The sequence below is a fragment of the Rhodococcus sp. KBW08 genome, from assembly GCF_003852455.1.
In the GTDB taxonomy this organism is placed as follows: Bacteria; Actinomycetota; Actinomycetes; order Mycobacteriales; family Mycobacteriaceae; genus Rhodococcus_F; species Rhodococcus_F baikonurensis.
On record NZ_QAJJ01000031.1, the window covers coordinates 1 to 13,959 of the forward strand.

14 protein-coding genes are annotated in these 13,959 nt (G+C 59.0%); 6 read left to right on the forward strand and 8 right to left on the reverse strand.

The features are described from left to right. Positions 1 to 51 precede the first annotated feature (51 nt). From DBV08_RS30460 to DBV08_RS30475, 4 genes are all read right to left on the reverse strand, one after another. On the reverse strand, positions 52 to 1,359 hold the full coding sequence (locus tag DBV08_RS30460; RefSeq protein WP_124569863.1) for a class I SAM-dependent methyltransferase: 1,308 nt from the start codon (positions 1,357 to 1,359) through the stop codon (positions 52 to 54). 701 nt (positions 1,360 to 2,060) lie between these two features. Beyond that, the gene (locus DBV08_RS30465) at positions 2,061 to 3,917 is read right to left on the reverse strand and encodes a type IV secretory system conjugative DNA transfer family protein (protein WP_124569850.1); all 1,857 of its coding nucleotides are present in this window, start codon (positions 3,915 to 3,917) and stop codon (positions 2,061 to 2,063) included. Further along, the gene (locus DBV08_RS30470) at positions 3,914 to 5,014 is read right to left on the reverse strand and encodes a relaxase/mobilization nuclease domain-containing protein (protein ID WP_124569851.1); all 1,101 of its coding nucleotides are present in this window, start codon (positions 5,012 to 5,014) and stop codon (positions 3,914 to 3,916) included. The genes DBV08_RS30465 and DBV08_RS30470 overlap by 4 nt, the downstream gene beginning before the upstream one ends. A 92-nt stretch (positions 5,015 to 5,106) precedes the next feature. Next, a complete protein-coding gene (locus tag DBV08_RS30475; protein WP_124569852.1) occupies positions 5,107 to 5,784 on the reverse strand; it encodes a hypothetical protein in 678 nt (225 codons plus the stop codon). A 531-nt stretch (positions 5,785 to 6,315) separates the two neighbouring features. Here DBV08_RS30475 and DBV08_RS30480 point away from each other — a divergent pair. Further along, on the forward strand, positions 6,316 to 6,543 hold the full coding sequence (locus tag DBV08_RS30480; RefSeq protein ID WP_124569853.1) for a hypothetical protein: 228 nt from the start codon (positions 6,316 to 6,318) through the stop codon (positions 6,541 to 6,543). A 23-nt stretch (positions 6,544 to 6,566) separates the two neighbouring features. Beyond that, entirely contained in the window at positions 6,567 to 6,878 is a 312-nt protein-coding gene (locus tag DBV08_RS30485; protein WP_124569854.1) for a hypothetical protein, read from the forward strand. Positions 6,879 to 7,032: 154 nt separating this feature from the next. Here DBV08_RS30485 and DBV08_RS30490 read toward each other — a convergent pair whose 3' ends face one another. Both DBV08_RS30490 and DBV08_RS30495 read right to left on the reverse strand, forming a co-directional pair. Then, positions 7,033 to 7,227 (reverse strand): hypothetical protein, encoded by a 195-nt coding sequence (locus DBV08_RS30490; RefSeq protein WP_124569855.1) that lies wholly within the window; start codon positions 7,225 to 7,227, stop codon positions 7,033 to 7,035. Positions 7,228 to 7,477: 250 nt separating this feature from the next. After that, the gene (locus tag DBV08_RS30495) at positions 7,478 to 8,269 is read right to left on the reverse strand and encodes an RNA polymerase sigma factor (protein ID WP_124569856.1); all 792 of its coding nucleotides are present in this window, start codon (positions 8,267 to 8,269) and stop codon (positions 7,478 to 7,480) included. Positions 8,270 to 8,598: 329 nt separating this feature from the next. Between DBV08_RS30495 and DBV08_RS30500 the strand changes: the two genes are divergently transcribed. From DBV08_RS30500 to DBV08_RS30515, 4 genes are all read left to right on the forward strand, one after another. Next, positions 8,599 to 9,489 (forward strand): replication initiation protein, encoded by an 891-nt coding sequence (locus DBV08_RS30500; RefSeq protein ID WP_124569857.1) that lies wholly within the window; start codon positions 8,599 to 8,601, stop codon positions 9,487 to 9,489. Beyond that, positions 9,486 to 9,770: a helix-turn-helix domain-containing protein gene (locus tag DBV08_RS30505; RefSeq protein ID WP_124569858.1), complete on the forward strand. Its 285-nt coding sequence runs from the start codon at positions 9,486 to 9,488 to the stop codon at positions 9,768 to 9,770. Before DBV08_RS30500 ends, DBV08_RS30505 begins: the two co-directional genes overlap by 4 nt. A 302-nt stretch (positions 9,771 to 10,072) precedes the next feature. Then, entirely contained in the window at positions 10,073 to 11,665 is a 1,593-nt protein-coding gene (locus DBV08_RS30510) for an integrase (RefSeq protein WP_124569859.1), read from the forward strand. A 901-nt stretch (positions 11,666 to 12,566) separates the two neighbouring features. Continuing rightward, positions 12,567 to 12,875 carry a hypothetical protein gene (locus DBV08_RS30515; protein ID WP_260395818.1) on the forward strand — a complete coding sequence of 103 codons (309 nt, stop codon included), beginning with the start codon at positions 12,567 to 12,569 and terminating at the stop codon, positions 12,873 to 12,875. A 27-nt stretch (positions 12,876 to 12,902) separates the two neighbouring features. Here the strand turns inward: DBV08_RS30515 and DBV08_RS30520 are convergent, their stop codons facing one another. Beyond that, positions 12,903 to 13,175 (reverse strand): hypothetical protein, encoded by a 273-nt coding sequence (locus DBV08_RS30520; protein WP_124569861.1) that lies wholly within the window; start codon positions 13,173 to 13,175, stop codon positions 12,903 to 12,905. Further along, the gene (locus DBV08_RS30525) at positions 13,172 to 13,945 is read right to left on the reverse strand and encodes a ParA family protein (protein ID WP_124569862.1); all 774 of its coding nucleotides are present in this window, start codon (positions 13,943 to 13,945) and stop codon (positions 13,172 to 13,174) included. Before DBV08_RS30525 ends, DBV08_RS30520 begins: the two co-directional genes overlap by 4 nt. Positions 13,946 to 13,959 lie beyond the last annotated feature (14 nt).

Below are 13,959 nucleotides of genomic sequence, written 5' to 3' on the forward strand. Positions count from 1 at the left end.
GTTAGATTAGCGGCATGACATGCTGTTTTTAGCTAATTTTCCCTGATTCAGTCAGCGATCCCACCATTGACCTAGGGGCAATCCGTGGTCGCCCGATTTCGGCGTCTTGACTGCGAGGACCTGGTGCAACTGGAGGTAGTTTCGGTCGAATCGAACTCGCCCGCCCGCCATGAAGAGACCCCATATTCGTGCGGTTTCTTCACCTACCTCGGCAACGGCGTCGTCCCAGTTGTCGACAAGGTTTTGACACCAGTCACGGAGAGTCGTTGCGTAATGTTCCCGCAAGTTCTCCTCGTGAAGAACTTCCAGCCCTGCATTTTGAATCTCGGTGATGATGCGCCCCGAGCCGGTCAGTTCCCCGTCAGGGAAGACATACCTGTCAGTGAAGGGGCCACCTTTGAACTTGAGGTTGTTGTCTCTCCGAGTCACGCAGTGGTTGAGCATCCTTCCGCCCGGCCGTAACTTCTCCTCGAAGAACCCGAAATACGTCGGATACTGTTGAACTCCAATGTGTTCGGTCATACCCATCGAGGAAATAGCATCAAAGTCCTTTTCCTGAATGTCTCGATAGTCCGAAAAACGAACCTCTGCCAAATCGGAAAGCCCTTCGGCTTCGATCGCCGCACGCGCCCACTCTGCTTGCTCGGCAGCCAAGGTCGCGCCAATGACCGTTACGCCTCGCTTGGCGGCGTAACGGACCATCGCACCCCACCCACACCCAATGTCCAGCAGACGATCACCCGGTTTGAGTCCCAGTTTCTCGAAAACTACTCGGTATTTGTTCTCCTGAGCCTCCTCGAGGGTGGAGTCAAGGCTCGGGTAGATCGCGCAGGTATAGGCCATCGAGGGGCCTAGTACGTAGCTGTAGAACTTGTCCGATACGTCGTAGTGGTGATGTATCGCCTCGGCATCACGGCTTTTGGAATGGAGCAAGCCGGTCGCCAGACGCCGCCAGCGCGGCACGATTTCTTGCGGGGGCGGCTCTATAGGGCGCAGATTGCTCAAACCGATCGAACGAACGATCTGCACGAGGTCTTTGACTGGCGGCCGATGGAACTTCAAATTTTCAGCCAAACTGTGTAACAGCTCGTAGGGGTCGCCCGGGTGCACTCCAACACCCTCCAGATCTCCCGAAATATAGGCCCGAACCAAGCCCAACTCACCAGGAGCTGTAGCTAAATATGTTGTGCCCCTAGGAGTTTTGAGATTCAAACCTAGCGATGCATCTTCGGGTCCAGTGGCACTGCCGTCGTACGCCGTAAACCGAAGCGGAAGTTGCCCCTGGGTCAATTTCTCAATGACTTCAGCCAGCGTTAGCTGCGCAGACGACTGATTCGACACCGACGTTCCTGCTGGCATCGGAGCAAGAAAGTCGGTGTAGTTGGCCACGGCCCGCTTTAGATCGATGTTCTTCATGTTCTGCTGTCCTCCCCTATTCGTGGATACATCATTTATGAGCGAAACTGTGAGGTGGGAACGGGCGGCTACCATCCGCCCGTTCCCACCAGTTTCATCAGTCGATCAACTAGGCATTTGAACCTCAATGTTGGTGCAGCCGAGTTTCGTTATGACTGAAGCAGTTTCGTAGTTCAGTGCAGCTTGGTTAGGCGCGAGTGCTTGCCGTACGGATTCGCACGACTCGGAAGATACGACCGGCGTCCCGCAATGTGCGACCTCGGCCGGGTAGTAGTGACCAGGGATACCGCCGAGTTGGAGGGGAGTCTGGTCCTCTGAGAGAGTCCATCCGGCCCCCTCGAGGCACTGTCGATCCCAAGTCACCGGCAATGTGCGAAGCGATGCGAGCAGGGTTCCAGATCGGTAGTCGTCGCACGCTCTACGGCTTTTCTGTTCGCCAGTTTCCGCCAGCCCCCTCGCCGCTGTGATTGCGGCATCCATCTCGACGGATAGCGTCCCTGGGCCGATTTCGTCGCAAGTGGTTGTGATGGTGTCGGCCAGATTTGGGGTGGCCTGGCTGTCGTCCTGTGCGGATACAGTGCAGGCCGTCAGTCCGGCCGATGCAGCTGCTGCGATCGAGAGCACCGCTATTCGCAGTCTCGTGTTCATTGCGTGTCCTTTCGTAGGATCGGCACCTGGTTCGGGCCGATGTTGAGCGCAGCCTGATTGGCTTGCGCAAGATAGTGAGCTTGCATCTGTCCGTCGTATTGCACGCTGTGCCACAACGGATCTGAGTAATGCATGCTGATATTGATCAGGCCCCAATTCGCGCCCTCGAACAGAAGAGCTTTCCCAGGAGGAAGACTTGCGATGTCTCCTTGGTGAAGAACTTTTTGTCGGGTCGTCGAGAAATTAGGGTTCTGCTGGCGGATGGGAATGTTGAACTGGCCGACGTACGAGGTCGATTCGCTGTAGCCCATCATCAGTCGGTCGTATTCTCCGGAGGCAGTGCTGAGGGCGTCGAGGGTGTACGGCTCGATCACACCGTTGAGCACTACCTTCGTGGGGAAGAGCGTCAGGAACCCATCGGCGGCTTGGCCCCATCGGGCGCGAGCTCTGGAGAGGTCTTGAATTCCGACGATGATATGAAGCGACTGTCCACCCGCTTCACTTACGATGGCGGGCAACGGAATTGGTGCAGTGTTGTTGGCTTCGTCGAGGACGAATGTCACGTGTGGGCGCGGCGGCTCGAACCCCTGCTCCTCTGCCGCGTGCCGCTGGTAGGTGGCGAACCGGATCTCTTCGAGTAGGCCGGCGATCAACGGCGCATATTCCTGTTGCCGCTCAGGGCTGGCGGTGATGTAGAGGGTGTCGGAGCTGCGAACGAAGTCCTTCGGGAAGAAGTTCGGATTTGTACCGATCTGGCGAGCTGCCACGCTGCCGTAGATCCGAAAGAGTCGCGTCATGCTGGACTTGACCGAGCCTCGCTCGCGGTCCGGAATGGCGAGAAGGCCGGCGTGTTGCCCTGCTGCGATTCTCGCGCCTTGGTCACCGTTACTCGCGGCGTAGATCAGTGCGCTGTCCACCTCGGTGGTCACATCAGCTGTGTCGGGGTTCTGCACCCAGTCCGCGACGGTAGAAATCGAATGATTGCCCAGAACTGCCGCGTACAGCAAAACTTCGATCCAGTCGCGGCCCTTTTCCATGAAGTGGCTGTCTGATTCTCCGGCGGGCTTATCCTGGCCGAGGAATGGAGCAGCCATTCTGGTTGCGATCATTCGAGCGTCGTCCCACGTACGGATCGACACCAACGGCGACCATCGCGCCTGAATGATTCCTGGTGGGGTCTGTTCTCCTCCGCCTGGGTCGAAGTGGAAAACCCTGCCCACCGAGGCTCTCGCCATAGCAGTCGCTTGGAGAAGATCGAGCTTGATCGAGTTGACGACACCGGCGCCGGGCATAACGTAGATCGACGGAATCAGCAGTGCTGCGCTCTTACCGCTACCGGGTGGCCCGATAACCAGCATGGCACCGCGGGCATTGGCTCCGATGTAGCGGCCGGCATCGTCCCAACCCACATGCCCACCGCCGGGTTTCGACCAGCCTCGTGAGGCGACTGCCACGATATGACGGCTGGGCGACAGTGATGCGAGAACTTCCTGGCGGTCGCTCTTACGTCGGCCAAATTTGAGCTTCGGCAAGACGCCTCCGCCTGCGATGACGCGGCCAATGCCGTATCCGAGCCCGTAGGTGAATAGCGGCAACGTCGCAAAGAGCGCAATCACGACGGCACTGATCCAATGGCCTCGGGCGAACTTCACTCGTGTCCCACCGTCTCGGATGCCGATCAACGCCATGAATCCGCAAATCACGAGAATCAGCACGGCAAAATTTCCGTTGGCGACTCGGTACATGGTGATGAGCGGCGATATCACTGCAAGCACGATCCAATACCGGCCACCGAGTTTTCGAACTACCTGCACACCGCCTGTGGCCTGCGGCCCCCACTGTTGTCCACTCATCGACCCCGCCCCTTGTCTTGATCCCTGTTGCGTTCTTGCTCGCGCTGCCGCTCGGCCGCCCGCCGAGCTGCTTCTTCTTGTGCCTGCTCCCGCGTCATCGGACGTTGCTGTTCATTCCCCTGCGTCATTGGCGACGGCCTCCCCTGCCCTGTCGGCTGAGCTGTTGGCTGGTTTGTTCGAGCAGTCGCAGGCAAAGAGCGTGGTTGGCGCTCGGCCGCCCGCCGAGCTGCTTCCTTTCGTGCTTGCTCACGCGTCATCGGCTGCCCGACGTCCTCGGACGATCGATCGCGATTCGAAGTAGCGGGTTGTCGTTCTGGCATCGATGCCGGCGGCGTGCGCGGTGTGGCCGGCCGATCGGTCTCACGGTTGACTTCACTGCTCCGTTGTTGCTCGGTGAGCCGTTCTTGAGTCTTGTTCCACGAGTAGTCGCGGCCGAGCTGCGAGCCTTTGAACCAGACCTGTTCCTGCGGTCGCTGTTGCTCTCCCTTCGGACTTGCCGTGTGACCGTCGAGACCGTAGCTGTAGCCACTGACACGACCGGTCGTTTTTGACACGTTGGCACGGAACTCGACGCCGTGCTCGGTGAGCTTCTGCTCGTAGGACGCTCGCGTGCCGTTACTGGCGCGCTCGGCTCTGGCGAGTTTGTCGCGGAGCTGCTCGCGCTCAGGTGTCACCTGACGACGTTCGGCGCTCTCCTTCTCGCCCTTCGAAATCTGCGGTCGCTCACGCTTGAATTTGCGGCTGGCGTCTTCGAGTCCGTGCGCCTTTTCGATGTGCCTACTCGCGGCTTGCGCTTTGGCGTAGTCATGGCTGGTGTTGGCAAGTTTGCCGTCCCACTGGACACGATTGACGGTGATGTGAATGTGGTCATCCGCGTGCCGGGTTGCCTCCCACGGGCATTTATCGAACCCCATCCGTTCGATGTACTCGTTGGCGACTTGCTTCCACTCGCGGTCTGTCAGTTTGCGGTCGGCTTCCGATACCCGCAGGGATGTTCGGTGCAGCGGTTTGACGACTTCGGGGCGCGCTGTCTGTCCGTGTTGGTCGATTGCCTTCGCACGATCACGCCACGTGCGTCCGGGAACATTTCCCGCCACCTTGTGAGGATTTGTGTGTTCGTCTCGCCGTCCCGGTCCGTGGTCGTATGCGAGGGCACCGTACGCCGATGTTCCTTTGCTGATACGCGGGATCATGTACGTCTACCGAGCGCGTGATACCTCCGAAGAAGATCCACGATCTGTACGTGAATGTCCGCGAACTTCTGCGCTAAAACGGCGTCGTAATTCTCAGCTACATCCGACAGCTGAGCAAGGTTTGTCACAGCACCGGCAAGGTTCTTACGCACCTCTTCCAAACCAGTGGGCACGGTCAACGGCACGGGAGAAATCGTGTAACCGATCAGCGCAGCAACGGTATGCCTTACCCATGTCGAAACACGTGCATATCCGGCGCGCTTCGATGCGCTCGTCCATGCATCGAACTCGTCATCAGTGAGTCGAACATTGACCAACTTTGTACGAAGCTGGTCGCTATCAGAAGACGGAACTTTTCGCTCTTCAACGACAGGCAAAAGTGTGCGCGCCAAGTCCGCTACAAACTGTGCAGAGGACAACGAGTCAGCGACCACTCGGCCCAACCTATTGCTGCCTCTCGCGCGTTCGTTCAGCTGAGCACACAAGTGCGCAAAATGGGCTGCCTCACTGGAAGGAATATCGGCCAGCTCGGTCGCCGAATCAGGCGCAGTCAACGAACGAGACAGAGCATCATTAACGATCTCGCGGCACCAATGCGCCAGCGACCGCCACGGCGATACCGCGAGCGCAGCCGACCATGCGGCATGCTCGTTCGGTTCCAACCGGACCGCCACTACTCGACTCCTCACGCTCGATCACTCTCCGTCTGCTCGTGTGCCGTTGGTGCCGTCGCAGCGTAGCTGCGGAGCGCCGGCGCACACGTTCCCTGCGGGGAACCCGCGCCGTGAGCTGTGCCGATAGGCACCGCGAACGGCCGGGGAACCCGCACCGACCAGGGCGAAGCCGGGTCGGCCCTCCCGTCAAGAGCGAAGCGAATGCGGGACGAGTTGCCTGTGAGCGTAGCGAACGGCATATCTCGCTGCTGCAAGTACTCAGGGCGGTCGCGCCCTGTACGCAGCGTGGAGGCTTCGCCGGCTCGGGTGCGGCCAACGCGCCCGGACGGTGGAGTCTCCACGTGTCACGCTTGCGTGACACTGCGCCGCCAGGCGCACACCGCGCACAGCGCGGGTAGTCGCCGTGCGGCGGCAAGTGATTGCGGGCCGCCAGGCACGCGAACGCGCCGACTCACGGCGACTACAACGGACGCGCCAGCGGCCGGAGACGACCACCTGTCACTGTCGGTAAGTGGTGCCACACTGCGCGTCATGAGTCTGATACTGAGTGCATCGGAGTTCGTCACAGAGAACCCATTCAAGGACTACCTGTCGCGCAAGACAGGGATGCTCTTCTTCGTGTTGATAGTCGGCGCAGTTCTGAGCATCGGAGCCTGGCAACTGAACGAGAAGACCGATGTCGATCTTCCTCCCGGTTGCGTCTTCTATCCGGGCGGCGCTGCCGCGCTCTCTCTCGTGCTTCTGGTCATCTCGATATGACGGTCCGCGCATACACTTCACTCATGTCTGAAACCAACACACCGACGCCCACACCGGAAGCGATCGAAGAACTCGCCAACCGTCAAGTGCAGAACCGGATAGAGACCGGCAAGAAGCTCGCCGCGACGCTGCGTGAACTTTCCGAAGCCAGGGCACTCGTGACCGAACTCGAAGATCGATACAAGACTGACTACGACGCGGCGATCACCAGTTCATGGACCGCTCCTGAACTGTCCAGCATTGGCATTGACCCGGTGAAGCCGAAGCGGTCTCGCCGTGCCGGCCCCAAGACTTCACGGCGGACTCAGGGCATAAGCATCAGCAACAAGAAGTAATCAGATAGAAATGGCGCGGCAGTTGGATCAGTGGTGAACTGATCCAACTGCCGCGCCACCGCTCCGCGCTGGCTTGCCAACGAATATGTGTCGATCGTTTGGTGTGTTCCTGGTGATCTTCCCCTTCCCCCAGGAACACACCAAACTGTTGTTATCAGCCCTTCTCGGTAACCGTCGTCTTGGGATGACGTGCAGCGGTTCCCTCCGTCACGAACTTTCCCGTGATCGCGCTGCGGTGATGCGTTCCGCTGCTACGGTTCGCACCGCTTTCGGTGACGCTCGTGCGGGGGTGACGTGCAGCTGCAGCCTTGCCGATGTAGCGACCAGTGATCGCGCTCCGGTGTGCCATAGTGGCCTCCTTGTGTGGTGGAGGTTCCGTGTGAACCTCTCGTTCACTAATAAGTGCCGCAAGCGCTCCGAGCCCTGAAACTATTTTTTCTTTTTTCTGACGGCGGCGGCTTCGCGGCCGGCCGCGATGCGTGCAATCGTGCGGCCGTGATCCGCCGAGACGGTTTGTCTCGCGGCTCGCGCGCTTCGCGTCCCGAAAGAGGACCGTTCAATCAGAGTTTTGATCGGCGCTTGGTCGGCCTTTTTGTTCACTAGGCTCCTCGTCTTAGCAGTCGCTTCTGGTACGTCAACATGTTCTCGACCGACTTCGCATCGGCGAGTCCGAGCTTCTGGGAAATTTCCTCGTAGGTGTAGCCCTGAGCATGCAAAAGGAGCGCAGCACGTGCACGGTCAGTCTTGACCTTGCGCAGCGCTTCCACAGTTTCCATCTTGGGAATCACTGAGGACTCGATCCCTCGAATGCTGCCCCTCAGATAGTCCATGTCCTCGTCATCGGCCCAGTACTCAACCGCACGTCGGGTGCGCTCCTCGTTGAACCAAGCGCGGTACACGTTGGGAAACTTATACAGGCACTGGCCGATGAAGAACGTCCGCAAGCTCGCGCCCTTCTTCGCATCCCACTTGTTCTGCTTCAGCACGTGGTCTTTGAAGTAGTTGATCGCCCGCACGACGGTCTCGTCTGCGAGGTCGTCAGCGACATGAACGTCATCCAGCCAAGTCTCCGGAGGGGCTTTCAGCGCGTACCCTGTGCGTTTTTCCACCTTGGAGAAGATCGACCCGCGCCGCGTCCATGCGCGAATGACTGCTACCCCGTAGCGAGCGAGCGCTTCCGCAACCGGATCCCACACAGCCGGCGCGTAACTTCCCAACTGGAGGCTCAGTAGCAAGTCCTCATCACCGAGAAGACGGTCCAGATGCTCGGCCTTGTCCTCGAACTCGACCTCAGCAAGCCAGTTGACGACAACTTGATGGTGATAGCCCTCGTCCGGTTCTATGCACGCGCCATCAGCGGCGGGGCCCTCGGGCCGGGCTGCTCGGCTCATGTGCACATCTCCTCCAGGGAAGGATCAACAACTGAAAAAGATTCAGGTGTCGTTCCCTCCTAAGTGCCGCCGGCCCGTAGATCCCTGAAAAATTCTGAAAAAAGTTTTTAGAACTTTGTTTGTGCAGGTCAAGTGTACGGGGCACCCCTGACAGGGGTCGTAGATCGCAAGGCTGTGTAGGGGTTAGTAGCCGGATGGGAGGGAGGGGTTTTCCGAGGGGGACGCCGGGATACCTGATATGGCTTCGGCACGGCCTACCCGAATAATTTTTCATATGGCTTCGGCGTGTCCTACCCGAACAGGCCGCTTCGGTGCCGCACAGTACGTGCATGGCCCTTGCGAATGTTCTGAGCGATACGCAATGGGCGAATGATGTCCTACTTCCCCACCGGCCCTATGCGACGAACCACCTTGAGCGAGGCCAATACCGCATGAGTCGCGACGACGCACTAGCCATGCGCTACGTCGAGCACTCACCGCATGCGTTACTCGGCTCGATCGTGATCGACTGCGATCACGCCGACGCGGCGCTAAGGGCCTTCGAACAACCCTCTGACCACCCAGCCCCCAACTGGGTCGCGCAATCACCCTCCGGACGCGCCCACATCGGCTGGTGGCTCGCCGCACCTGTTTGTCGTACGGACTCCGCACGCTTGCAACCATTACGATTCGCCCAGCGCATTGAGGCAGGCCTCAGGACCTCCGTAGGTGGAGATTTCTCCTACGGAGGGCAACTGACCAAAAACCCGATACACAGTGATTGGGAAACGATCTACGGCCCCAGCTCCCCCTATGAACTACGCGACCTGGCCACCATCCACACCCCTCGCCAGATGCCGCGCAGACCGGATCGCGCGGCCGGCCTCGGACGCAACGTCACCATGTTCGACACAGCGCGCAAATGGGCATATCCACAGTGGTGGCAGCACCGAACAGGAACCAGCCGCGAGTGGGACCAGCTCATACTCCAGCGCTGCCACGCTGTGAATACCGAGTTCAACGAACCTCTACCCTTCACCGAGGTACGAGCAACGGCGCAATCAATCTCACGATGGATCTGGCGCAACTTCACCGAAGAGCAGTACCGCGCAAGGCAATCCGAGATTGGACGTAGAGGCGGAGCTGTTAGTGGCAAGATTATGACGCCTGCCAAACGAGAAGCGAACCGACAACGAGCTACCAAATATGACCTCGCACAAGCGTTGGAGATCGCACTATGACCGGAGCGCAAGCGAAGAAGCGACGTGCAATTACTGCGCGCGAACTAGCTGCACGTCTTGGCTCCTCTGAACGTACAGCTCGAAGACTCGTTGCTGAGCCCCGTCAGGAGTTTCTGAACAGGGCAAAAGCGCGGCGTGCACGCGCTGTCGAACTGCGAGACCAAGGCATGAAATACCGAGAAATCGCCGAGGAAATGGGTATTTCGACGGGCACTGTCGGCCGGCTGCTGCACGACGCCAAACGGCACGATGAGGCCCACGTCGAGTCGCGTGCAAGCTGAGCCGAAGTGTTCGTTGGCAAGCCAGCGCGCAGCGGTGGCGCGGCAGCCCGGTAGTAAGAAATAACTTGTTACAAAGTTAGAAAGTGACTCTAGCCTTCACTTTTATAGTGCCTAGTAAAATTGAAAGGGGCCATCTAGAGCGTGTACCGGACGGACCTATGGCCGCGATGACCAGGTCAGATAGAGAGAAGCACCCCCCGGATTCCGGGGGGTGCTTCTGACCTCAACGAGGTAACGAGCTTATGACCGCACCGACAAGTCGAGCGAGACATGTAGCTCGTTTACGCCAATAAGATAACACGATGCCGATTTCCGAGCCACCCCGTTATGCGAACTTCACAGCGCGAATGATGGAGATCACATCGACACGGGCACCCTGGCACCGCCGCCTGTGGCGCAGCGGCACCATGCAGATCGCCCGGGAACTCCTCGACGAGAGTGTCCGGCCTGGAGCTCCGGAGGCGGCGATCACCGACCAGCGCAGCTACGTCATGCACTGTTTGCGCACCGACCACGGCATCGCGGATCACGGCAAGTGCGTCGAGGGCACCATCAAGGGGATCACGCCGGGCATCACTGAATCGAGTCACGCCTGGATCAACCTACGTGAACATATCGACCGTATGTACGACTCGTACCTCGTGAACTGGGCAGATTCCCTCGATACCCCAACCCCCAATGGCAAGCCGATTGACGTGGAGGGTGCGGCTCGACGAATCACCGCCCATCTTCTGGATGCGGGTATGCACAAGAGCAGCCTGTACGCCTGGTTGCGGGCGATTCGGGACGACGACTCGACCGCGATCACGATCGGTGACTTCCTGCGTGAAGCGGACCGCCGGTTGAGGCAGCCTGAGCGGATATACACCTTCTGCGTTCCGGTCGAGAAGGTGGGCGGGTTCGACGTGGCGACCGCGCCGGGCTGGATGACGGCGCAGCAAACAGCACAGTGGAAACGGGTTCACGCGCAGAAGGCTCAGGGCCTGTTGCAGCGCGGGTCGTTCTTGCTCGATGTTCAGGCACGCGACGTCAACGCGGCCGCAGACAAGGCCAGGTCCCGCATTTCCAACCTTTCTGCGAAGTTCTACCTCGGCAGCAGCACCCCAATCGTGATCTGCCCGAGCATGTGGTCGAAGGAGAAAGGCAGCGAATTCCCCACGCACGCCACCAACCGGGTCATCAATGTGCGCTCATTCGAACTCCTCGGACGGGTGCAGGACCTCGAAATGCTCGACTACATCACCAATACCCTCGCTCTGGTGCAACCGCTGAGGACGGCCGCTCCCCATATCGCAGTGATGAGCGGTTGGTCCGCGATCGAGTCACTCATGGTCGGACCGTCCGATGGGCAAGACGCCATCGCAGCGAAGCGCTTCTCCCTCATCGTCGCCGCCAGCATGGTCCGGGCTGAACTTTCGTGGCTGTCGCGAACCTATGCCACCACTCACGACGACACCGCGGCCGCAGAGATGGACAAATGTGAGAGGAACATCGACAGGGCCCGACTGTTTCAGATGCACGCCCGCGCCAATCCTCAAATTGACCTGCAGAAATCTGTCGACAACCTGGCATTGGAGCGCATTCGGCCCGCCTTGACAGATCCCAGGCAGGAGATCGAAAAGATCAGTGGCATCCTGACCCGTGAGTTCACCCGGCTGTACCGGAAGAGGAACATGATCGTTCACGGCGGACACACCCAGGAAAGCAACCTGCACTCGATCTCCGAGACGCTGGCCCCCCTGATTGGAGCCGGTATCGACCGGGTGGTGCATGTCGGTCTGACATTCAATGTCCGGCCGATCGAGCTTTCCGCAGTGGCAGAATCCCGAGTTCACTACCTCGTGCCGGCAACCGACACGAATCCAGGCAACCTCTTGGACCTGCTTGAGTTCTAACAGTGCCTGATCTACGTCGCTACCCCTGAAATCCCTGCTTGCGCTTTTCCTCCGCACGGTTCCAACGCCCGCGAAACCAGACATGTCGGTCGGAATCCTTAGGCTTGTCGCTATGACCACTTGCGCAGTTCTCGGATGTTCTCAGACCGACATCAGGCCCCACGCTCTCAAAGAAACGACGGGCCATGAGTATCCAGCAGAAACCGTGTTGTGCGCGGAGCACATCGCAGCAGTATCGGACCCGAGCACTGACTGGACATTGGGTGATGCCCAAAACCCTCTCACTGGAGGAATTTCCCAAGCCGTATTCCTCGGCAAGGGACTCCACGCGCTCAACGAATTCGTCATCAAAAATGTAGAAGCGTCTCTCAGTAGCGGGAGCGCCTTGCAGGTGGATTCACCTGCAGCTACGCGTGGAAACTACGTCACGCTGAATGCTCATCGGCGCGGCGACTCCGATACGACCGCACTTAGGCTCCTGGTTCCGTATGGCCAGGAAGATGAGATCGCGAAACAGCTGGAGTCGGTCGCAGACCTTCTCAGAAGTTTCCCCAAATAGATTGCCCAGGTAGGCCCTCGATTCGAGGCAAAACGGCACGAGCGAGGATCGATACTTGGATCCTCGCTCGTGCCATCTCATTGTTGCGTTCCTTCGAAAGGCTCATCGATGTACCCGGACCGATTGACCTCGCTCGCATCCGCCGCATACAACGCGGGTGCTCGCGAAGACCTACACAATCTTGGAGGTGTCCACGCCGATGCACATCACGCCACACTGACCTTGGACCGCTACGCACCTTCATCACTGAGCGAAACGATGTGGGAGAGAATTCTGAGCGACAACAAGTCATGAGGAGCCGATAAGCTCTCAATGATCTGACGTCAAACAATCGGGGGAATCATGACTGAACCGTCACACATGGTCGATGGCCACGGACTCCACGCAGATGATCCAAATCCGCAGCGAAAGTTTTGGTACACCGCCGATGATCTTGTTTACCTCGGCTACAAACTCGACGCACTCGAAGACCTCTTCGGCAAAACCACTCCTGGACCGGACGGACTCGTCGGGTGGACTGTTTCGGCGGTCTGGAAAGTTGAAGAGGAAGTCATCGCTCCGGCATACGAGCTGATCACCTCTAGCTTCATCGACTCGGCTGCCGCAGAAAACGCCGTGTTTCGCGTCCAGTCCGAAAGCTCTGCTAACTAGTTAAAATGTTAGAAATCGGCTTGACCACTACTTTGCCGCGTTGAGCCACTGCCACAGCGCCTCGTACACGGCATCTTGCATGCGGATACCGCGCTCTACGCAAGCGAGTTTGACCATTCGCTGCATATCCGGAGGAAGCCGAGTCGCGAAAGCCGTCACTTTCGCGTCCTTGGACAAACTTGGGGGAGTCGCCGCAGCCTGACGGATCAGCTGCGGAGTAAAGGGATGAGGTTTAGAAGGCTCTACCGCCTTCGTTGCGGCAGCTGCCGCGAAGGCTGAGGGCTTTTTTCCGGTGCTCACGGCTTAATCTCCCCAAGAACTCGATCCAATGCGGCGTCAAAAGCTGCGGTCACCTCCACGACCAAGGGGCGAACTTGATGGATCGGCCTGCGGTCTCCTGCGGCCTCTGCTACCGCCGCTCGCTGAGGCACCACAAGCGGAAGAACCTGATCCCCCAATGCTTCACGGATCTCAGCGGCACGGTGCAACGCTTCACGACCCTGCGCCGGCACCCTGCCGATAAGCACGCCGGCCACTATCAGCGATGGGTTGTAATACCGCTGAATCGTCTCGATCGCCTGAAGAATCTTGCCCACACCACGACTCGCCATGAATGAGGGCTCAGTAGCCACAAGAGCGCTATCGGCCGCAATGAGTGCATTGGAAACCAACTTGCCCACACTGGGCGGGCAATCAATCAAGATCAACGGGAAACGCCGTCGGATTTCCTCGTTATCGAGTGCCGCGCGTAGACGCTGCTCCACCCCCAGCCCGACAACTGCGTCTAGATCGGCCAAATCCAGGTCCGCCGGAATGATGCTCACATGGTCCCACTTGGAAGGATGCACCGCGTCCACAGCCACACCAGAGAAGTCGGACGCCAGCAGATCTGCTGCCGTATAGCCCTCGACCGGATAGTCGATACCCAATGCCTCTGAGGCGTTGCACTGCGGATCCAAATCGATCACAAGTGTCTCCAACCCACGCGCACTGGCCGCAGAGGCCAATCCCAGCACGGTCGTGGACTTACCGGAACCACCCTTTTGGTTCACCACTGCTGTAGTCGTCATGCCGCTAATCTAAC

Coding starts and splice junctions, on each gene's coding strand:
- DBV08_RS30465 (WP_124569850.1), bottom strand. CDS start 3,917: ATGAGTGGACAACAGTGGGGGCCGCAGGCCACAGGCGGTGTGCAGGTA.
- DBV08_RS30505 (WP_124569858.1), top strand. CDS start 9,486: ATGACCGGAGCGCAAGCGAAGAAGCGACGTGCAATTACTGCGCGCGAA.
- DBV08_RS30510 (WP_124569859.1), top strand. CDS start 10,073: ATGCCGATTTCCGAGCCACCCCGTTATGCGAACTTCACAGCGCGAATG.
- DBV08_RS30485 (WP_124569854.1), top strand. CDS start 6,567: ATGTCTGAAACCAACACACCGACGCCCACACCGGAAGCGATCGAAGAA.
- DBV08_RS30480 (WP_124569853.1), top strand. CDS start 6,316: ATGAGTCTGATACTGAGTGCATCGGAGTTCGTCACAGAGAACCCATTC.
- DBV08_RS30500 (WP_124569857.1), top strand. CDS start 8,599: ATGGCCCTTGCGAATGTTCTGAGCGATACGCAATGGGCGAATGATGTC.
- DBV08_RS30515 (WP_260395818.1), top strand. CDS start 12,567: ATGACTGAACCGTCACACATGGTCGATGGCCACGGACTCCACGCAGAT.
- DBV08_RS30495 (WP_124569856.1), bottom strand. CDS start 8,269: ATGAGCCGAGCAGCCCGGCCCGAGGGCCCCGCCGCTGATGGCGCGTGC.
- DBV08_RS30525 (WP_124569862.1), bottom strand. CDS start 13,945: ATGACGACTACAGCAGTGGTGAACCAAAAGGGTGGTTCCGGTAAGTCC.
- DBV08_RS30460 (WP_124569863.1), bottom strand. CDS start 1,359: ATGCCAGCAGGAACGTCGGTGTCGAATCAGTCGTCTGCGCAGCTAACG.
- DBV08_RS30490 (WP_124569855.1), bottom strand. CDS start 7,227: ATGGCACACCGGAGCGCGATCACTGGTCGCTACATCGGCAAGGCTGCA.